This window comes from Nostoc sp. 'Peltigera membranacea cyanobiont' 210A (assembly GCF_002246015.1).
Taxonomy (GTDB): Bacteria; Cyanobacteriota; Cyanobacteriia; order Cyanobacteriales; family Nostocaceae; genus Nostoc.
The window spans coordinates 618,710-638,247 of the sequence record NZ_NOLJ01000004.1; the positions used below are offsets into that span (position 1 = coordinate 618,710).

Below are 19,538 nucleotides of genomic sequence, written 5' to 3' on the forward strand. Positions count from 1 at the left end.
ATTATACTGATTAATTTAATAATAGGTGAAATTGTTTAACCTTCGCAACTGCTAGCCTTACAAGCTATATTGCAGTTAGTCAATAATTTAGGAAAAACACCTGTGTTTCCCCTCTACGATGAAAATCCGACGCGAATTACCCCATATTTCACCTATGGGTTAATTGGCATGAATGTTTTAGTTTTTATTCACGAGGTGAGCCTGTCACATCCACAATTGAGTCAGTTTTTAAGTGAGTATGCAGTAGTACCTCAAGAGTTAACCACCAATTTAAATGGAGAGTGGATAACGTTATTTACGTCGCAATTCTTACATGGTGGTTGGTGGCACTTAATCTCAAATATGGTGTTTCTCTGGGTTTTTGGCAACAATATTGAAGATCGATTAGGTCATGCCAAATATCTGATTTTTTATTTGGCGTGTGGTGCTTTAGCTGCCTTGTGCCAATGGTTTATTGGGATGAATTCTGAGATTCCTTCCTTGGGGGCAAGTGGTGCAATTTCTGGGATTTTGGGTGCGTACATTATCCGCTTTCCCCATGCTCAAGTTATGACTTTAATATTTTTGGGGTTTTTCATCACCACAATCAGAGTTCCAGCACTAATCATAATTGGAATTTTTGTTGTGCAAAATGTGATATCCGGTCTTGCTACCCTACAAACAGCCGCTAATATGACCGTGCAAACTGGTGGAGTTGCATATTGGGCGCACATCGGTGGTTTTGTATTTGGGGTAATTCTTGCTCCCTTATTTGGCTTGTTTCGACGCGACTGAATACAGCATTTCCTGAAACTCATAGCACAAAAATTGCTCCCTTTCAATTCTCTGCGCTAACCTTCTCTGCGAGACGATTCTCTTTCAGAGACGCTAAAGCGAACGCCAACGCGAATCCGATAGTCTGCGTTAAAATTTACACATTTGAAACTATTAGTTTTTGTTGGCACTCGCTGAAACTTCTTCTGACTGTTCTACCTCAGATGTAAATGCTGATGATTTTGGAACTTCTTCAGGTACAGAAACGATGATATCAGCACCATTAATAATTGCTCCCAATAACCCTAGTTCAGATTCAACCAATTGATCGATAGCTTCACCTAGCATATTTTCTTGCGTATAGTTTGGTCGCGCCACTAGTACGATCCCATCGCTGTAGGGTTGAATTAACAAAGGGTCGTTGGATATGCTGAGGGGACTAGTATCTAAAATAACTAAATCAAAACGTTCGCGGACATCTTCTATCAGCCGCCGCATTTCGCTGGATTCAAGAATAGCAGCGGATTGCCGTACTGGGCCAGGGCTGGGAAGAATGTATAAATTTTCAATATCAGGAACTAAACGAATACATTCACTCAAATTAGCGTAATAACGTAGGGGTTCAATAGTGGCTTCCGGGTCAGGAATTACTTTTAAGGATGCACAACGGGAAGGCGATCGCAAATCTGTTTCGATAATTAAGGTTCTTTTACCAGCACGGGCGGAAGCGACACCCAAATTATAAGCACTTGCTGTTTTACCCTCTAGGCTACTGGTGCTAGTAATCAATACTACCTTTAAGTTTTTACCACCAATGCGGCGCATATTACTACGGAATTTCTCATAAAATTCTAAATAAGGAGAATCTTGGGAAAATACTACCGGTACAGCATCTGGCTCCAAATCATCAACTGGCATTAAAGGCAATTCTCCCAACAGTGCCACTTCTCGTTGCTTGAGGCTCTCGCGAATATCCTCTCTGGTTTTGAAAGTCCCTTCCAGCGCTCCCAACAAAAATATCACTCCGCCACCAATCAATACACCTAAGAAACCACCCACAGCAAGGGTAATAGGCACACTCTTCGGAGGTTTGGGATCGACAGTGACTGCGGGGCGTCTGGCAATACTGAGGCTGCTAGTCGTTTCTGCCTCTGCGGTTTTCGCATCGGTTAGCTTCACCTGCATTTGGTCATAGATGGCTTTTTTGAGTCCAACCTCCTGTTCTAAACGCGATCGCTCTAATTGCTTATTGGGTATCAAAGCATACTCTCGCCGCAGTCGCGCTTCTAGTTGGATTTCTTGAGCTAGTTGTTGTTGCAGTGTCTCCCGTTGGGTTTGTAAAGACACCATTTGGTTTGCCAATTGCTGGCGTGTTGGATCTAAGCTGCTTTGAGTGCGAATACCTGCAACGCTACCCTGAAGCGGAGCCGCCGTCCCACCACCACCTAAAACTTCAGCAGCACGTTGTTGTAGTAATTCCTCAGCAGCTTGTTTCTGACGCATTAACTGCACCATCGTTGGATGTTCCGGCCGCAAATCTTTTCTGAGTACAGCGATTTGTGATTCACTTTGATAAATTTGCGCTCGTAAGTTACCAATAATTGGATCGGCACTCAAAGCAGAAGAAACATAAGCTTGTCCGACTGTTAAGCCTAACTTATTTTGTAAACTGCGAGCTTGACCATCAACCCCAGAAATAGTTAATTGAATTTGCCGTTGTAGATTTTGGCTGGCAGTAATGGCGCTTAACAAGCTGCCATTCTCTGCTGCTAATATTGCTGTTCGCTCGACGCGATCGTACTGTTCCAACTTCTTTTCAGCAATTTGCAATTCCCGTTTAGCTTGTGGTGTGCGATCGTTAATCTTTTGAATAATTGCTTGTAATCGCCCAGTATTGATGTCACTACTCAACTTGATCATTGCTTGCATCAATTCCGTCAATACCTGTATGCCTCGTTTGGCGTCACTATCTACATATTTAAGTTCAAAGGTAGAAGATTCTAATTCTCCACTCTTAGCATTTTTTTTAGGTAGAGCAAGAGCAAGACTTGCACCGAGTTGTTTCGGTTTGACACCAACTTTCTCCGCCACACCTGCAATTATCTGGTTTGATAGTAAAACTTCCTCATTTAGTTCCTTCCCTTGCTGTTGGATTTCATTACCAGTTGCAGAGAAAGAAACTGGTGGTCCACTATAAGTAAGTGCCCCAGATGCTATATAGCTAGTAGGTGGCTCTGGTTGCATAGCTACCACAGTTGATCCGGCGACAACTAAACCAAAACTAGCTAGTCCAATCCACTTATATTTATCAAAAGCAATAAGATAGCGTTTAACAATTGGTGGGGTCATGGTCGCTTCGCTCCAATTCAAAATTTAAATATTCAAAATTCAAAATTTAGGAAGCACCAAACTAAAGATAGTGGCTTTGATACAAGGATGCTATCAACTTCCTACTGTATATATCGGTTGATATCTTTAAGATTTTTCCATTAATAAATTCAAATATCAGTTAGAGATGTGGCTTCCTACACTCCAAACTATTTCTAGGTTTTATCTTTCTTTTAATGTTATTAATTTGAGCCACCACCGATATTGTCAAAAAACCGGAGAAAGGATTGAACATTGAAGAAAGGTTGGGTAATGGTGGTCAAGAAATTAGTAATTCTACCAATGAGGTTCCGACCAACAACAATAACATCATTATCTTGAAGTGCTACATTTTGCGACGCATCACCGCCTAGAGCTTTTTTAGCATCAAGTTTTTGGGTAACAGCTTTGCCTCGTTCCGAATCAAAGCGAACCAGAGCGATATCTCTCAGATTAGCAGTGTCTAGATTTACACCTCCCAAAGCATCTACAAATGTACTGCCGTTAGGCAGTGCTTGAATGGAAAGACCACCCGCAGCGTAGTTTAAAACTCGGACTCTAATTTGTGGTGTGGCCAAGGATGAACGTGCTACTAAATTGCGGTCATAACCATCCTCATTGCCAACTTCACGACGGGGCACGAGTATTGCATCTCCGTCTTGTAAGCGTAAATTCGGGATTGAACCGCCATTTTGCAATGCTGCGTATAAGTCAATAGTTTGTGAAATCACAGAACCATCGATTAACTTTCGCCGTACTTGCACCTGTCGCAGGTCTGCATTCAACGTTGAACCACCAGATGTTAGCAAAGCATCAGCAACGCGGGGTGTTGGTGAATTAATTGGATAAATTCCTGGTCGAAATATTTCTCCGCTAATGGTAACTTGAACTGGTCGCGTTCCTGCCAAGGATACTACCACGATTGGATCTGGGAAAAAGCGACTCAAGCCCAAACGAATTTTTTCTTGAGCTTCTTCCAAGGTTAAACCTTTTAATGACACCGTTCCCACTTGCGGCACGATGATGTTGCCTTCTGGACTAATTACAGCTTGAAAACTGAGGTCTTGACGCTGCGTTGCTAATGCTAAAACTATTATTGGATCGACTACATAACGATTTAAACCTAAGCGAATTTTTTCTTGAGCTTCTTCCAAAGTTAAACCTTGTAAAGAAATTGTTCCCAATAACGGCACCGCAATATTACCTTCTGGGTTGATTAAAGCTTGAAAGCTCAAATCTGGAAAGCGCTGAACCGAAACGCTAATTCCATCTCCTATGCCTAAACGGTATGGCCCAGGAGGACGCTGAAGCACAACACCAATTGCATCTCCTGGCCCCAAAAGGTAGCGGCTCAGTTGCGGGGAAATTTCTTCATTTGCACCACTAGGTGCAACTTCATTAACTGGCACAGGTGAAGGGAATTTCCCTGGTGATTGTCCTTGAGATGGAAAAGGCTGGGCAACAACAAGTTGGATAGGTGTTGTTAAGAAAACTCCTACTTGAAGACTGACAAAACACAGGGCGCTGAATCCACGCATATAGTAACTGGGATCTATGAACATCGGTGTAGAAAATATTGATATAGAAATTAGTCGCGCCGAGTGGTTATTTTACTCTAAAAATGCCTTCAATGTGTCTTTTATCTAGAAGTATTTACCAAGAGAAAGAGAATAATTTTGCTCAATTTAATTTCTAACTTCATGTTGTTAACATCATTTTAGGTGAGTTTCAGCCTGAACACAATTTATAGACATACTCTTGATAAATCTCTGCACAAGGGCATCTATAACAGACTCTACAAAGCGCCTGCCATTAATGCAGCTTGAACTGTTTCCCCAATAGACTGGGCTAAAGGCCAAGATGTTTCTACCTGCCCCAAAGGTTCCATTGGAATCAGAATGCTCACGCCAACCCAAGGAGTGCGTTGCTTGCGCCACTGTGCCAGTTGATCTGCCAAGAACCAGTGAAAAGGTGATGGATTTCCGCCGTCTGGCATCGCATACCATTGCAAAACAGCGAAGGTTTGCTGTGGTGTGGAGGCGCGAAAAAACCTAGCTTCTACTTTAGTTTCGACATTAGAAGCTAACTTTGCAGATGGTTTCACAGTAAATTCCGCAGAACGAGATTGAGCTATATTCCACTTTCCCCAGCGCGATCTTCCCCAACCGTTAACATCTGTCCACTCTACCTCTGGTTGATCCATAGGCCCATTTTGCGGCAACAAAAGCAGGATTGCTTGGGATTCGGAACCTTCTTTTTTAATTACCTGCAAAGACCAATTATGTTCGCCAATTTGCTGTTCTGCTTGTTCAATGGTTTGCCAACCAGGAAGGGTTAACCCAGTCTTGCGGATCTGTTTTAATTCGTGGAGGGTAGGAACAGGGGGCGGCTGTTTCCATTGCCAGTGTCCTGTCAGATATCCGGGAACCCCCGCCATTGCTAGCAGCAGTAGCAACAACAAAAGTGCTGCTACCTGAGTCAATTGGTTTTCCTTGAAAAATTTAGAGAAGGAAGTCATCAGTAAAATTTGCAATACTTAGGCAAAATCTTACTTTATAAAATCACATTGTGAGTTCAGTAATATTTAGGACTTACGTATAAGTGATGAAAAATTAAGGGAGTGAAGAATGGAGAACAGGGGAGAAGTTGCAGAAAATTTTCTCCTCTGCCCCTCGGTCACTGAGCGTAGCCGTTGGCGCAGCCTCTCGTAGAGAAGTGCTGCCCCTCTGCCCCTCTACTTAATACCCAATGCCTCTAACTTTCTGCCTCTTGCTCAGTTTCTAGAGATGCTGAAAAATAGCTATTAATCCAATTCAGTAAGGGCACTAGTGACACCAGCATACAAGCAGAGTAGAGATCGCCACCCCAACCCTCATGCAGCCATTTAAAAGACGCTTCTTGACCCGTGCCGTGAAAGAAAGTCAGTAAAGTATTACGAATGATATTGGCAATAATACTAACGATCGCAGCCAGAGATAAAAACGATATAGTTGTCCGCCGTGAAGACAAAGCATCTGTCCAATAAAGCAGCATCAAGCCAACGTAGAGAGTCGTAAACAACATTTTCAGCCCTGCACAATAGGGAGCAACTTCTACAATCCGTCCTCCCACATAAAGATTGATCTCATCTACGGTTACTTCCATACCAAATTGGTTCAGTATGAAGCCTGCTGTGCCAGCGATGAAGCTTTGGAGAGGCATGGTATAGGGAGCAATGAGATAGGGTAATGCTGTTGGGGTTGCTAAAAATACTAGTAGTAGAGAGAATCCTTGTAATCGCAAACCTGCTATTCCCTTAAACCACAAGCATAATCCGATTAATATCACGGGCAAGGATAGGTTAACCCACTCTGTAACACCGCTAAGATAAAAAATTGCCCCTAATAACAATAAAACAGCGCCCAAAGGATTGATGGTATCTGGCAAACGCCTCCACTTTTTCCGGTTCATCCAGCCCAGATAAGCCGCAAATGGTAGGCCAATAATTCCGTGGCTGAAATATTCGTGTTCTGTACTGATATTTTTGTGCAGCCAACCATCCAACCAGTGTAGCAATATTGGAGCATAAAGCAGCAGCAAAACGCCTAAAATAGCTAGATTTAACAAGCCTGATGCGTTTATATTTTTAACCTGTTGCTGGAGTGCCATGATTTTCAGTATTAGTCATTGGTTATTAGTCATTGGTCATTGGTCATTGGTCATTGGTCATTGGTCATTGGTCATTAGTTTTTAACAAAGGACAAAGGACAAATGACTATTGACAAATGACAAATGACAAATGTCTAATTTTTAGATGTACATTAAGTATGAATTAACTTCAGGCTACAACGCTGCCCAGGTCGGCAGGAGATAGATTATCTACCTGATAACTTGTTGAGACTGCATTGGCGATCGCTGCTACAACTTCTTTAACTTGGCTACTACTCAAACCAGGATACATCGGTAATGATAATATTTGCTTTGACAACTTCTCTGCTTGGGGAAAATCTCCTGGTTGATAGCCTAAGTTAGTAAATGCTGGCTGGAGATGACAAGGAATTGGGTAGTGAATACCAGTTTGTATTCCCGCGGCTGTGAGTTTTTCCTGGAGTTGCTGGCGTTCTATTGGGCAAGAATCATCTACTTTAATCACATAAAGATGATAAACGTGTCCTGTATCACTTTGATTTTCTATAGGGATAATTCCAGCAGTTGCCAAGGGTGCTAGTTGTTTATCATACTGCTGGGCAATAGTCAAGCGATCGCGATTCCACTGCGGCAAATATGGGAGTTTTTTGTGCAAAATTGCTGCTTGCAAAGTGTCCAAGCGGCTATTCGTACCTGGTTCAGTATGAAAATACTTTTGCGATGCACCATAATTTCGCAAACGCACCATCTTCTGCGCTACATCTGAATCTCGTGTCAGCAGCATTCCCCCATCCCCAAATGCTCCCAAATTTTTGCTGGGATAGAAACTAAAAGCTGCTGCTATTCCTACTGAACCAGCGTAATATCCGTCTCTTTGGGCCAGATGGGCTTGGGCGGCATCTTCAAAAATTAGGAGTTTGTAGGTATCGGCAAAGTTCACTAGATCGCGTGGTGATACCATCTGACCATAGAGATGCACAGGGATAATTGCTTTGGTCTGAGGCGTAATTGCCTTTGCTGCTTCTCTTAAATCAATTAAAGCAGTTTGGCGATCGCAATCTACCAAAATTGGCTTGGCGCCAGCACGTAGCACTCCAATTAAGGTGGCGATAAAAGTATTTGCGGGTAAAATTACTTCATCGCCAGCACCAATATTACACGCTTGTAATCCCAGAGCGATCGCATCTGTTCCTGATGCCACACCAACTCCATAAGCTGTACCAGATACTGCCGCAAATGCTGCTTCAAAATCTGAAAGTGCTTGCCCTAAAATGAAATCTCCCCGTTCCAATACAGATTGGATTGCATCTTGCAATTGTGTTTGAATTGGTTCATGTTGTAACTTCAGGTCTACAAACGGAACTCTAATAGTCATTTTATTCATTACCAGTCGTCCTCAAAAAATGTTTCCTCACATGGAAAAAATAGAAAACCTTGTACAATTTTCGGTATGAAATTGTCATAGATTTAATCTATTGGGTAAAGGCTTAGATCAACTATTTAGGCGATTATGGTTAATTCAAAATCACGCCCTCTTAATTTGAGCAACCGAAGTTGCCATCAGACTTCTCTGAAGCCGCCACTCCAACTTCTCTCAAAATTCAAAAAGTTCAGAAAGTGGGCTTTTCAATAATTTGATAGCTTGCTAATCCGTAGGGATATGGTTGGCCTATTTAGGTCATCCTGCACTAGGATTATCATCTCTGGGCACTAGCTGTTATCAGTAAAATGTCTATATTTAATTACACTAATGTCTATTATTTTAAGTAAATTTACTTTGAATGTTCCAGTAAAAATTTTCCCTTATGTACATAAAGAATGACAGCCCCTTTGTATTGTATCCTTAGCATTAGCTTACCCTGGCTGAATCCAAATCTAACGCAGTCTGATTGCAAAATCTCAACCAAGAAAGACTACACCAGTGCTAAATAAAGAACATTCAGCACCAGTAACTAGTAACTAGCAGACACCACATCTTGGCTTAATGGAAGGGAGAAAAAAATTTTGCCCTAAATTTGTTTGTCAGAGGCAAAATTAGGGAATGCTTAAAAATAGCAATTGATAACCTAGAAATAGGACTTGGATCAATTACACGATCGAGAAATTATTAAGGTAGCAGTGGCAATGATAGAGCCTGAAAACAAATTATTTGCCCTAAAGGACGGTTGGGATTCTCATGAATCAAGAGAACAGCAACGCCTCAAAGCTTTGTCGGATTTAGGTTTGCGGCAACCAGAAACGATTCCGGTTTTTGAAGAAGCCACACAGACTGCTGCCCACTTTTTGGAAGCGCCAATTTCCATATTGGGATTTGTAGATCAAGAACGCCACTGGTTCAAGTCGGCGGTGGGCTTATCTAGACTAGGACTAATGAATCATTTGGCCCAAAGCCGCCAACTACTACGCCGGGAATCATTTTGTACTCAAGTAGTGGAGAGCTTTCAAATATTTGTAATTAATGATACACATAAACTTACTGATCCAGTCCTTGCTAGTAGCAAGTTGGTGCAAGATTATGGTATTCGTGCTTACTTAGGAGCGCCACTAATTGATGCTGAGGGACATTGTTTGGGTGCATTGGCGGTGATGGATTTAGTCCCACGCAATTTTACAACTAGAGACATTGAGTTTTTACAAATCATTGCTCGTTGGAGCATGAGTGAATTTGAACGTAACCGACTCTTGCAAGGGAAACTCGAATCAAGCGCTGCTAAGAACGTTCCGATATTTTCACTGAATGAGGAACGTAACACTGAGATTAAAATCACTGCATCCACTCAAGATAGCGACTCTGTTTCTACTAAACAACTGAAGCTAGAGCTTTTGAGTCAGCTAACTCAGGAGTTACGCACGCCCTTAACATCTGTACTCGGTATGGCTAGTGTTTTGGGACGTGAGATTTATGGGCCTTTGACGACTAAGCAGAGAGAATATTTGGAAATTATCCAACACAGTGGTAAGTACTTACTTTCCCTAGTAAACGAAATTACCGAACTAGGAACTATGGATGAAAACTCAACGGTGCTAAATCTAGCTCCCGTGGATATTGAAATGCTATGCCAACAAGCTATCAATACCCTAGAAGAAGTAGCTAATCGTCGCGAGCAAGATATTCGCCTGTCTATAGAACCGGGACGCAGTCGCATTTGGCCTTTAGATAAAGACAAGGTGCGGCAAATGCTTTATCATCTGGTTTTCAGTGTGATTCAACTTTCGGCTACAGGTAGCATTGTTCGCATTCATGTTTCTTACAAAGAAGATACGCTCAACATTACTATTTGGGTTTCCCATCCCTGGTTAGGGGACGGGATAACAGAGGTCGATCCTTACTTCCGTCTCAATTCTTTGTCGCTGCTGGAGCTTACAGGTGAATTAGCAACTTACAATACTCATACAGAAAGACAAGAACAACTAGATACTTCATCAGTAGCAGTAGAAAATTCCAAAAACTTGAGTGATTCCCACTCAAATTTCTTTGCTACTAGTTCAGGTATAAATTTAGCTAAATCACATGGAAGTCTTTCTCGTGAAAGCTTAGGTCTATTACTAAGTTGTCAACTGGCAGAATTGCATGGTGGACATATTTTGATTCAAGGTTCACCAGAATCAGGATATCGTTATGTGCTTTCTTTGCCACTGCAACTAGCGACTTCCTCACAAGCAATTAGCGATGTCTGATCGTGGGGATTGGGGATTGTGGGGTCCCCTCTGGGGATAAGGGGTAATGGAGATTGGGAAAGACGTATTTTCTATCTAGATTTGATTAATTCTCTGTGTGCTTTTGCGCTTACCTATGCCTTTAAATTTCAACCCTCAATTCACCACTATTTTACGTCAAGCTGTACTAAGTATATGAAGAACTATCTTAACTTCCTATTGGATGATGGCTAGGAATAAGAGCGCCATCATGCGATGTGTAATTTCTGTTATTACCTTTTTATAGCTATAGGCATTATGATCAATTCCAAGTTCTGCGTCGGCAGGCTAATTGATCGCAATGTTTTTTATGAATTTAGTCTGGCAACGATTTACTCTATCAACTTTACCGCTCAAAGAATATCTTGCTACCAGTTATGTACACCGCTCTCTGGTGGGACTGCTAAGTTCTTGGCGGCAAACTAGCGTCTTGCTCCAGTGGGGAGATGCGATCGCAGCGGCTTTACTCAGCTTAATATATGCTCTAGCACCTTTTGCTTCTAGTACATTGGTGGGTTTTTTGCTGGTGGCTTGTGTCGGATTTTGGCTGTTGTTGACTTTATCTGATGAAGTAACACCAGCAAATGTCTCGTCAGTCACTCCCATTCACTTGCTGGTATTGCTCTACTGGGGAGTTGCCGCAGTCGCAACAGCTTTATCACCAGTGAAAAAGGCGGCACTTAACGACTTGGGAACCTTAACCTTGTATTTGCTACTATTTACCCTTTGTGCCAGGGTATTAAGGTCGCCTCGCCTTCGTTCTTGGATTATCATCCTTTATCTGCACGTATCGTTAATTGTTAGTGTATATGGGTTGCGGCAATGGTTTTTTGGAGCCACAGCACTGGCGACTTGGGTTGATCCAGAATCTCCTATGTCTAAGACTACAAGAGTCTACAGTTATTTAGGCAATCCCAACTTATTGGCTGGATACCTCCTACCAGCAGTAATTTTTAGCTTAGTGGCAATTTTCGTATGGCAAAGTTGGCCTAAAAAAGCTCTTGCATTAACAATGCTAATTGTCAATATTTCCTGCTTGATTCTGACTTTTAGTCGTGGCGGTTGGATTGGACTAGTGGTGGCAGTGTTAGCTGTGATGGCATTGCTACTTTATTGGAAAAGCGTGGAAATGCCTCGTTTTTGGCGTACTTGGTCAATACCGATTGTTTTAGGAGGTTTGATCGGCGTATTGGTGCTAGCAGTGATATTTGTAGAGCCAGTGCGGCTGCGAGTGTTTAGTATTTTTGCCGACCGTAAGGATAGCAGTAATAATTTTCGCCGAAATGTGTGGGATGCTGTTTTTGAAATGATTCGCGATCGCCCGATTTTCGGCATTGGGCCTGGTCACGGCTCTTTTAATAAAGTTTATCCCCTGTACCAACGCCCTCGTTACACTGCTTTAAGCGCCTATTCAATATTGTTTGAAGTGACTGTAGAAACTGGCTTTGTTGGTTTAGCCTGCTTTCTCTGGCTACTAATTGTCACATTTAATACGGCACTTTTGCAAGTGCGACGATTGCGACAAATCAGAAGTGTAGAGGGATTTTGGTTAATTGGAGCGATCGCTATTTTGTTGGGTATGCTAGCTCACGGTACTGTAGATACTGTCTGGTATCGTCCTGAAGTCAATACCCTCTGGTGGCTCATCGTTGCCTTAATTGCCAGCTACTGGACACCTTTAGCTCAAAACCAGACAAATACAACTAACTCAGAACCAGCAGTAAATTAACATAAATAAGTTGTCAGTTGTTTTCTTACCGGACAACTGACAACTTTTGAATTGTCTAATCTCTGTAGGTAGTGGCACTTGGGGCATTAGGATCGCGATAAGCTACAGGTTCGCGATCGTTCTTTTTGCCAGCCAACCCGCCTAGACCGAATAAACCAAGCAATCCTAGCCAACCCCAATCAAAATCGTTGCGATCCTCAGTAGTCGTTGTTGGAGCAGTAGTAGTGGTTCCGGTATCATTAGTTGTCTGAGCTTGTGCAGATAGAGTTAAAGGTAAAATTCCCATACTCAAGGTGAGAACGCCAGCGCCAACAGCTGTAATGAAATTACTTTTCATAAGTTGTAAAAGTTCCTGATGTCATCCGAAGTTACTCACCACTATATCGGTTCTCAACCTTAACAAAATCAATCTGCGGCTATAAACTAGGCATTTTCATAACTCACGCTGTGGATATACAACATGGTTTTAACAGTAATCGATTTCTCATTCTGGTATGGTAGTTTGACCACACGTTACCCTTAATAGCTTTTCATTGCCCGTTGAATGTCACGCTGGTCTTGGCGTCGTTTCAGGTCTTCTCGTTTATCGTGGAGCTTTTTACCTTTGCCAAGGGCTATACTCACTTTTAGCCAGCCTCGTTTGAGATACATTTTCAAAGGGATTAAAGTTAAACCCTGCTGTTCGACTTTGCCAATTAGCTTACGGAGTTCTTGACGATGCAATAATAGCTTGCGTGTACGCCGTGGTTCATGATTAAAATATTGTCCACTAGCGTTGTAAGGCGAGATATGCACATTGATCAACCATGCTTCGCCATTGCGAAGCAAAGCATAGCCATCTTGGAGATTGACTTTACCCGCACGAATCGACTTCACCTCTGTTCCTGTCAACTCAATTCCAGCTTCGTAAGTTTCTAGAATTTCATACAAATAACGGGCTTGACGGTTGTCGCAAATAACTTTGTAACCTTCGTTCTTGTCGCTCATTGATAATTTTGTGTGCTTTAAATGTACCTAAAAAATTATTTGGATTGGCTTGTGAATTATACGGTGTATCTTAGAACCGCTAGAAATGGTGAACTGTATATCACTAATTTAGCTTTTCTAAGTTCACAATTAAGGTTTTCTGGCAACTTTAAGTTAGCTGATAGCCATTACCTCTGAGGTTTCATAGAACAAGTTACTTGAGCAACTTGTCTCACCAAGCCTGATTTTGTGCAGTTTCACAAATAGGACTTACACATCAAGTAAAGGCAATACCCTTGGGAAGCCGCTTGTACGAAAGACTCCGCGTAACTTGCTTCTTTGCGTTTAGATGAATTGCCCTCACTCCCTTTTTGCATAAATCCTGACAAATAATTGGTATGACGCTAATGAACATTTACTCTCCTTGATTGATGAGTTGTTACAAATTACAAAGCTCTCTATACCTCCTAAGCACAGGGAGTCTAAGGTGGTTACACTTAGTTAACCTTCCTAATGATTTAAGATTTTCTTTATAAATAAACCCTGAGAGCACTCATTAGCTGGTAATCCTGTCATAGTATGAAACATAAGAACACTATTATTGTCTGTGTTCAGTAACGGAGTACATAAAAGCAAATTTCTGAGTAAAAAAATGCTAGGGGTGTATTATCCATGCCCTTGACGATCCTTGTAGTGGATGATGATTTGGGCACTCGTCTGTCTGTTAGCGACTATCTTGAACTGTCTGGCTACTCAGTGATCACGGCTAATGACGGTCAAGAGGCTTTGTTTATGGTGGATGAGTATCATCCTGATTTGATTGTCACGGATATTGTTATGCCACGGATGAATGGCTATGAACTGGTGCGCCGGGTGCGTCAACAACCAGTATTTCGTTTATTGCCTGTAATTTTATTAACGGCACGCATTAAGACCCAAGAAAGAATTCTGGGCTACCAGTCAGGGTGCGATTTATACTTACCCAAGCCTTTTGAACTGGAAGAGTTAGCAGCAGCAATCCGCAATCTTTTGGAGCGATCGCAAATTATCCAATCAGAGTATCGTTTTTCTCATAAAGATAGTTTGGGCATTTCCGGCTTGACAAAAGCGGGGGATGCCCATAATTCTCTGTCCACTCAAATTCAGCAATCTCATCTCCACTCAGCCCTAACTCACAGAGAACAGGAAGTCTTAGAGTTATTAACTCACGGTCTTTCTAATGCCGAAATGGGTCATCAGCTACACCTGAGTCCTCGAACTGTGGAAAAGTACGTTAGCAGTTTATTGAGAAAAACCTCAACCAGCAACCGCGCGGAATTAGTCCGTTTTGCGATGAAGCATGGTTTAGTGGAATAAAAGTTAGGAGTTAAGAGTTAGGAGTGAGGAATTAAAACTCCTAATATCACGTCCGCTTGGTTACTTATTAAACCTCAAGAACCCCACCCCGCCAAAGCTACGCTTTGTCTCCCCTCCCCGCAGGCGGGGAGGGGCTGGGGGTGGGGTGCAATGATTGTGGAAATCATAACTAATTAATTACCCGGACATGATCTAACTCATAACTCCTCACTCATAACTCTTCACTTTTAACTTTTGTGAGCAGACCTTCACAAGCATCGATCAGTAAATCAATAACCTGATTAAATCCCTCTTGACCACCGTAATAGGGATCTGGAACTTCCTTTAGAGTGTGTCGAGAGCAAAACTCGCACATCAAACGCACTTTATGCTGATATTGCTTAGTTTGATCGAGAGTGAGGATGTTCTCATAATTTTCTCGATCCATAGCCAAAATCAAATCAAAGTCTTGAAAGTCTGACTTTTGAAACTGGCGTGCTCGACCACGCAGTTTAATTCCCAACTTAGCAGCCGCCGCCGCACTCATGCGTCTGTCAGGTGAGCTACCAACGTGATAGCTAGATGTACCAGCAGAGTCACAGAGGATGTGTTCGCTCAAGCCAGCCTGCTCAATTAGATGATTCATGACGTTTTCTGCCGATGGCGATCGGCAGATATTACCTAAGCAGACAAACAGCAACTTGTAAGGCATAGATATACTTTGTCCTTTGTCAATAGTCATTTGCCCTTTGTCAATAGTCTTTTGTCCTTTGTCTTTTGACTAATGACCAATGACTAATGACCAATGACTAATGACTAATGACCAATGACTAAAATCCAGGTAACTCCAACCCACTGGTTAATTCTTCCATACGTTCCCGCATTGTTGCTGTGGACTTGTTGTAGGCTTCTTTCATTGCCACTGTTACAAGATCAGAAAGTACTTCTGCACCTTCTGTTAAAGCATCTGGAGAAATTTCCACTCGCTTGGGTTCTTGGTTTCCACTGACAATTACCTTCACCAGACCACCGCCAGATTCTCCTTGAATCTCCATTTGCTCCAATTCTTCTTGGAGTCGCTTTGCGCCTTCTTGAACTTGCTGCGCTTTTTTAAAAGCTTCGGCTAATTCTTTCATTTTTCCTAAGCCAAAGCCGAATCCCTGTCCTTTTCCTGTCATAATTATTTGTACGCGTGTGCGTTGAATAACAAATCAAATTCAATTATAGATGCGGTAAGTAATTTGACTCTTTTTTTACCAATAATTAATGCGTCATAGAGTTGAGAGTAGGGAGTAGGGTATTGAACATTGGTTCTTATATTCTTCTACCTCATCTCCCCATTCCCCATTCTTTATCCACAAGCACCTTGAAACTCTCCGAGCATTTTGACTTCTGGCTCTAAATTAATAGACCAACGTTCTTGTACTTGATGTTGGATGTGGCGAATGAGACAGAAGATATCACTAGCTTTTGCTCCACCACGATTAACGATAAAATTAGCATGTAGTAGTGCTACTTGTGCCCCACCGATTTGGTAGCCTTTCAGACCAGTTTGTTCAATTAACCAGCCAGCACTGTAAGGTTTGGGATTGCGAAACACACTGCCACAACTGGGGAAGTTATATGGTTGGGTGCTTAACCGATGCTTTTTGTGTTCTTTGGTAATTGCCACAACTTTTGCTGGGTCTGCACCTGGCGCGAGTTGTAAGGTAGCTTGGGTGACTATGCGATCGCCACCTTGCAATAATGAAGTCCGGTAGCTATAACCTAACTGTTCCGGGGTAAGAGTTTCCAGCGTACCATCGGGTGAAAGTACCTCGGCACTAACTAACATATCTGCGATACAGCTATTATGTGCCCCTGCGTTCATCACCACAGCACCTCCTGCTGTTCCGGGGATGCCAACAGCCCACTCCAATCCTTGCCAACCTAATTCTGCTGCCGCCCATGCCAAGCTGGGAATTGATTCTCCGGCAGCAACGGTTAATTGACCGGTTTGGGGGTCAAAGTGGTTGAAGCGGAGATGACGAGTAGCAATAACTAAGCCTGATATACCACCATCGCTTACCAGCAAGTTAGAACCTGCGCCCAGTGTTGTCACCTTTAAATTACGTTCTTTTGCGTATTTAAGACTTGCTTGCAGTGCTTCTAAGTTTCGGGGGGCAACGTATAAATCAGCTGCTCCCCCAACTCTATAGGAAGTAAATGCTGACAAACAAGCCTGGGACTTGATCGCACAATCAGTATTGGGTAAGTAAATTACTTCGCTCTCCACTGAATTAGCTGTTTGCTGTTTCTTTGTATTCAAAGCAGAAACTGTGCAGACTTTTCCAGCTGCCTGGGAAATGGTCATCTTTACTTTGTTTTGGTAAAATTTTTACATTAATCTACCGCAAAGATACGGTAATAGAGTTCACAGATGAAACCGTTGCGAGAAGGGCGCTTTGCTCAGAAATAAAACTTCGCAAAGTTTCCACTTAGGATGTGGCTTTAGCCGGCTCACAAAGTGCCGTAATTACTTCAGGAATCACCTGGTTCAAATTTCCAGCCCCTAAAAACAGTGCCAAGTCTCCTGGGCGTAGTGTTTCTAGCAAGTAATCACACACTGCGGGTAAAGTTGGTTGATAAACTACCTGCGAATGCTGTTTAGCAATTTCCGCCGTTAGACGTTCACCACTAATTTGCCCTAAATTAGGTTCGCCTGCACTGTAAATATCAGTCAGCACCACCAAATCAGCATGGGTAAAAGACTCGGCAAATTCTTCTAAAAAGGTCAGTGTACGGCTATAGCGATGGGGTTGGAAGATGGCAACCACTCTTTGCCCTGGTCTTGCCTGTAAACGTGCGGCGGCGAGAGTAACGCGAATCTCGCTAGGGTGATGAGCATAGTCATCAATGAAGGTAATGCCATTGACTTCACCTCGGAACTCAAAGCGTCGTCTTGCTCCTTCAAAAGTGGCGATACCTTTGGCAATTGCTCCAAATTCTAAGCCCAAAACGCGACCAACAGCTACTGCGGCTAGGGCATTGCTGAGATTGTGCCGACTGAGCAAACGCAACTTTAAAACGCCCAAAGCTTTGCCTCTTTCCCAAACCAAAGCCGTGGTACCATCAGCACGATAATCAATATTGGTGACGGTGTAATCAGCGTCGGTATCTGAGTGTAAGCTGTAGCTGATTGTGGGTTTCAAGCGATCGCGCACTGTCGCACAGTCAATGCTACCTATTAACGTTTTACAACCCTTAGCAAATGTCTGGAAGATGTCAATAACTTCTTCTAATGTATCGTAGTGGTCAGGGTGATCGAGTTCAATATTGGTGATGATACCAATTTCGGGAGCGTGTTTTACCAGAGAACCATCTGATTCATCTGCTTCGGCTACCAAATATTGGCTTTGCCCTAATCGAGCATTACCTTCCCAAGCATTGACTTCGCCACCGACTATAATTGTTGGGTCTAGGCCTGCTTCCAGAAGCATATAGCCAATCATGCTACTGGTTGTAGTTTTGCCGTGTGTTCCTGCCACTGCAACACTGTAGTAATCGGCAATTAAAGCTGCTAATACATCTGAACGATGTAAAACTGGACAACCTAATTCCAGTGCTGCTTTGTATTCTAAATTATTAGTGTTAATTGCTGTTGAACAAATGACTTGAGGCAGTTTTGACTTAGTATCAGCAGGTAATTCTTCTTGTGAATTTAATACTACTGGATTAGCCAATACCTGAGGGTGAAAGAATTCGAGATTGCTTGCCTCTTGTTTACCAAAAATATGAGCGCCGATAGATTCCAACTTGTGCGTAATGTGGTTAGGACGAAGATCCGAACCTGATACTGGAAATTGACGCTTTGCAAGAACGTATGCCAGAGCAGACATACCTATGCCACCGATGCCAATGAAATGAAATGGTCTACCACTAAAATCTACAGAATTAGTCATTTATTGCTCCTCTTACACCACACCACACCATAATCACAAATGACACGCGTATCATAACAGGAATTTGATTTTTACCGTAACTACTCCTGTATCATGTTCATGTTTGATGCCCAAATGATGTTTCTGCTCTGGTTTTCCTGGTTGAGAATGATTTTACCTTGGTTAGAGGTTTTTGCTATTTCTGAACTGTTCTTAAGATTATTCTGAAAATTTTGGCCGCATCGGGAAAGAAATTCTTGTAATGTCAAATACATATTTTTGTCTACCTTACTGGAATTGGCTACATAATACATTGTTTAGTGAAACTAAATTGAAATTGCATCAAGTTTAGGCGTGAATTGAGTACAATAGTACATTGGTAATGAAACTATTTTTCAATTGCATATAACCCAGGCTTATCTGGATGCAGCGACTAGCAATTTTTGGTGGCACATTCGATCCAATTCATTGGGGACACCTGCTCGTAGCCGAGACAGCTTTGCATCAAGTCTCCCTTGAAAAGGTAATTTGGGTACCAACCCTAAATCCTCCTCACAAAGAAGCAGCTTTGTTTGAGCATCGTCTGCAAATGCTGCAATTAGCAATAAAAGATAACCCAGCATTTACTGTCTCACTAGTGGAGACTAATCGCTCTGGTACTTCTTATGCCATTAACACCCTGATTGACTTATCTGCTTGTTACCCAAATACTCACTGGTACTGGATTGTGGGCTTGGATACTTTCCAAACCTTACCCCGTTGGTACCGGGGACACGAATTAGCACAAATGTGTGATTGGTTAATCGCACCCCGACTGCTAGGTGGTGAGACTATAACTCAAAGCAAATTAATCTGCAAGCAAGTGGAGCAACAACTCAAGGAGGAGTCTGTGATCATTCACTGGCAACTCTTGAATATACCTTTCGTAGGAGTTTCGTCAAGTCTAATTCGCAAATTTTGTCGCGATAACTTCGTCAACGCCAAGGGCGAACGCCAGTCAATTCGTTATTTAGTCCCGGAAGCGGTCAGATCATATATCACTAACAACAATCTCTACTCTTACAAATCTGAATAAATTATGTGTTTTTTTATTGATCTAACACTTTATGGTTAAAAGTGCCCCCCCCCTTTGCGATATGATTGGG

The 19,538-nt window shown here is 42.4% G+C and carries 16 protein-coding genes; 5 read left to right on the forward strand and 11 right to left on the reverse strand.

Annotated elements, in window-relative coordinates; translation table 11 throughout:
• Positions 1-102: 102 nt before the first annotated feature.
• Positions 103-774 (forward strand): rhomboid family intramembrane serine protease, encoded by a 672-nt coding sequence (locus tag CDG76_RS15615; RefSeq protein WP_094350020.1) that lies wholly within the window; start codon positions 103-105, stop codon positions 772-774.
• Between the two features lie 153 nt (positions 775-927).
• On the opposite strand, the gene CDG76_RS15620 is transcribed toward CDG76_RS15615, so the two are convergent.
• The 5 genes from CDG76_RS15620 to CDG76_RS15640 form a co-directional block, all read right to left on the reverse strand.
• Positions 928-3,102 (reverse strand): GumC family protein, encoded by a 2,175-nt coding sequence (locus CDG76_RS15620; protein WP_094349886.1) that lies wholly within the window; start codon positions 3,100-3,102, stop codon positions 928-930.
• 221 nt (positions 3,103-3,323) lie between these two features.
• Positions 3,324-4,682 carry a polysaccharide biosynthesis/export family protein gene (locus tag CDG76_RS15625; protein ID WP_094349887.1) on the reverse strand — a complete coding sequence of 453 codons (1,359 nt, stop codon included), beginning with the start codon at positions 4,680-4,682 and terminating at the stop codon, positions 3,324-3,326.
• Between the two features lie 233 nt (positions 4,683-4,915).
• On the reverse strand, positions 4,916-5,638 hold the full coding sequence (locus CDG76_RS15630; protein ID WP_094349888.1) for a cyanoexosortase B system-associated protein: 723 nt from the start codon (positions 5,636-5,638) through the stop codon (positions 4,916-4,918).
• 236 nt (positions 5,639-5,874) lie between these two features.
• The gene (gene crtB, locus CDG76_RS15635) at positions 5,875-6,768 is read right to left on the reverse strand and encodes a cyanoexosortase B (RefSeq protein ID WP_094349889.1); all 894 of its coding nucleotides are present in this window, start codon (positions 6,766-6,768) and stop codon (positions 5,875-5,877) included.
• 169 nt (positions 6,769-6,937) lie between these two features.
• The gene (locus CDG76_RS15640) at positions 6,938-8,131 is read right to left on the reverse strand and encodes a DegT/DnrJ/EryC1/StrS family aminotransferase (RefSeq protein WP_190240861.1); all 1,194 of its coding nucleotides are present in this window, start codon (positions 8,129-8,131) and stop codon (positions 6,938-6,940) included.
• A gap of 740 nt (positions 8,132-8,871) precedes the next feature.
• Between CDG76_RS15640 and CDG76_RS15645 the strand changes: the two genes are divergently transcribed.
• Both CDG76_RS15645 and CDG76_RS15650 read left to right on the forward strand, forming a co-directional pair.
• Positions 8,872-10,425 (forward strand): GAF domain-containing sensor histidine kinase, encoded by a 1,554-nt coding sequence (locus CDG76_RS15645; protein WP_094350022.1) that lies wholly within the window; start codon positions 8,872-8,874, stop codon positions 10,423-10,425.
• Positions 10,426-10,753: 328 nt separating this feature from the next.
• Positions 10,754-12,172: an IctB family putative bicarbonate transporter gene (locus tag CDG76_RS15650; RefSeq protein ID WP_094349890.1), complete on the forward strand. Its 1,419-nt coding sequence runs from the start codon at positions 10,754-10,756 to the stop codon at positions 12,170-12,172.
• 55 nt (positions 12,173-12,227) lie between these two features.
• Here CDG76_RS15650 and CDG76_RS15655 read toward each other — a convergent pair whose 3' ends face one another.
• Together CDG76_RS15655 and smpB are read right to left on the reverse strand one after the other, a co-directional pair.
• The gene (locus CDG76_RS15655) at positions 12,228-12,509 is read right to left on the reverse strand and encodes a WGxxGxxG family protein (RefSeq protein ID WP_094349891.1); all 282 of its coding nucleotides are present in this window, start codon (positions 12,507-12,509) and stop codon (positions 12,228-12,230) included.
• 182 nt (positions 12,510-12,691) lie between these two features.
• Positions 12,692-13,159, reverse strand: coding sequence for an SsrA-binding protein SmpB (gene smpB / locus CDG76_RS15660; protein ID WP_094349892.1), 468 nt, complete (start codon positions 13,157-13,159; stop codon positions 12,692-12,694).
• Between the two features lie 651 nt (positions 13,160-13,810).
• Between smpB and CDG76_RS15665 the strand changes: the two genes are divergently transcribed.
• Positions 13,811-14,494: a response regulator transcription factor gene (locus tag CDG76_RS15665; protein WP_094349893.1), complete on the forward strand. Its 684-nt coding sequence runs from the start codon at positions 13,811-13,813 to the stop codon at positions 14,492-14,494.
• A 211-nt stretch (positions 14,495-14,705) separates the two neighbouring features.
• Here CDG76_RS15665 and CDG76_RS15670 read toward each other — a convergent pair whose 3' ends face one another.
• The 4 genes from CDG76_RS15670 to murC form a co-directional block, all read right to left on the reverse strand.
• The gene (locus CDG76_RS15670) at positions 14,706-15,185 is read right to left on the reverse strand and encodes a low molecular weight protein-tyrosine-phosphatase (protein ID WP_094350023.1); all 480 of its coding nucleotides are present in this window, start codon (positions 15,183-15,185) and stop codon (positions 14,706-14,708) included.
• A 118-nt stretch (positions 15,186-15,303) separates the two neighbouring features.
• Positions 15,304-15,651, reverse strand: coding sequence for a YbaB/EbfC family nucleoid-associated protein (locus tag CDG76_RS15675; protein ID WP_094349894.1), 348 nt, complete (start codon positions 15,649-15,651; stop codon positions 15,304-15,306).
• A gap of 173 nt (positions 15,652-15,824) precedes the next feature.
• Complete coding sequence (murB, locus tag CDG76_RS15680; RefSeq protein WP_094349895.1) at positions 15,825-16,826, reverse strand: UDP-N-acetylmuramate dehydrogenase; 1,002 nt, start codon at positions 16,824-16,826, stop codon at positions 15,825-15,827.
• A gap of 124 nt (positions 16,827-16,950) precedes the next feature.
• Positions 16,951-18,414 (reverse strand): UDP-N-acetylmuramate--L-alanine ligase, encoded by a 1,464-nt coding sequence (gene murC, locus CDG76_RS15685; RefSeq protein ID WP_094349896.1) that lies wholly within the window; start codon positions 18,412-18,414, stop codon positions 16,951-16,953.
• Positions 18,415-18,817: 403 nt separating this feature from the next.
• Here murC and nadD point away from each other — a divergent pair, with 403 nt between their 5' ends.
• Positions 18,818-19,468 carry a nicotinate (nicotinamide) nucleotide adenylyltransferase gene (nadD, locus tag CDG76_RS15695; protein ID WP_094349898.1) on the forward strand — a complete coding sequence of 217 codons (651 nt, stop codon included), beginning with the start codon at positions 18,818-18,820 and terminating at the stop codon, positions 19,466-19,468.
• The last annotated feature ends 70 nt before the right edge of the window (positions 19,469-19,538 follow it).

Bases quoted from the DNA above. Each gene is read 5' to 3' on its own strand.
- CDG76_RS15620 (WP_094349886.1), bottom strand. From the start codon at position 3,102: ATGACCCCACCAATTGTTAAACGCTATCTTATTGCTTTTGATAAATAT.
- CDG76_RS15625 (WP_094349887.1), bottom strand. From the start codon at position 4,682: ATGTTCATAGATCCCAGTTACTATATGCGTGGATTCAGCGCCCTGTGT.
- CDG76_RS15630 (WP_094349888.1), bottom strand. From the start codon at position 5,638: ATGACTTCCTTCTCTAAATTTTTCAAGGAAAACCAATTGACTCAGGTA.
- crtB (WP_094349889.1), bottom strand. From the start codon at position 6,768: ATGGCACTCCAGCAACAGGTTAAAAATATAAACGCATCAGGCTTGTTA.
- CDG76_RS15640 (WP_190240861.1), bottom strand. From the start codon at position 8,131: ATGAATAAAATGACTATTAGAGTTCCGTTTGTAGACCTGAAGTTACAA.
- CDG76_RS15645 (WP_094350022.1), top strand. From the start codon at position 8,872: ATGATAGAGCCTGAAAACAAATTATTTGCCCTAAAGGACGGTTGGGAT.
- CDG76_RS15650 (WP_094349890.1), top strand. From the start codon at position 10,754: ATGAATTTAGTCTGGCAACGATTTACTCTATCAACTTTACCGCTCAAA.
- CDG76_RS15655 (WP_094349891.1), bottom strand. From the start codon at position 12,509: ATGAAAAGTAATTTCATTACAGCTGTTGGCGCTGGCGTTCTCACCTTG.
- smpB (WP_094349892.1), bottom strand. From the start codon at position 13,159: ATGAGCGACAAGAACGAAGGTTACAAAGTTATTTGCGACAACCGTCAA.
- CDG76_RS15665 (WP_094349893.1), top strand. From the start codon at position 13,811: ATGCCCTTGACGATCCTTGTAGTGGATGATGATTTGGGCACTCGTCTG.
- CDG76_RS15670 (WP_094350023.1), bottom strand. From the start codon at position 15,185: ATGCCTTACAAGTTGCTGTTTGTCTGCTTAGGTAATATCTGCCGATCG.
- CDG76_RS15675 (WP_094349894.1), bottom strand. From the start codon at position 15,651: ATGACAGGAAAAGGACAGGGATTCGGCTTTGGCTTAGGAAAAATGAAA.
- murB (WP_094349895.1), bottom strand. From the start codon at position 16,826: ATGACCATTTCCCAGGCAGCTGGAAAAGTCTGCACAGTTTCTGCTTTG.
- murC (WP_094349896.1), bottom strand. From the start codon at position 18,414: ATGACTAATTCTGTAGATTTTAGTGGTAGACCATTTCATTTCATTGGC.
- nadD (WP_094349898.1), top strand. From the start codon at position 18,818: ATGCAGCGACTAGCAATTTTTGGTGGCACATTCGATCCAATTCATTGG.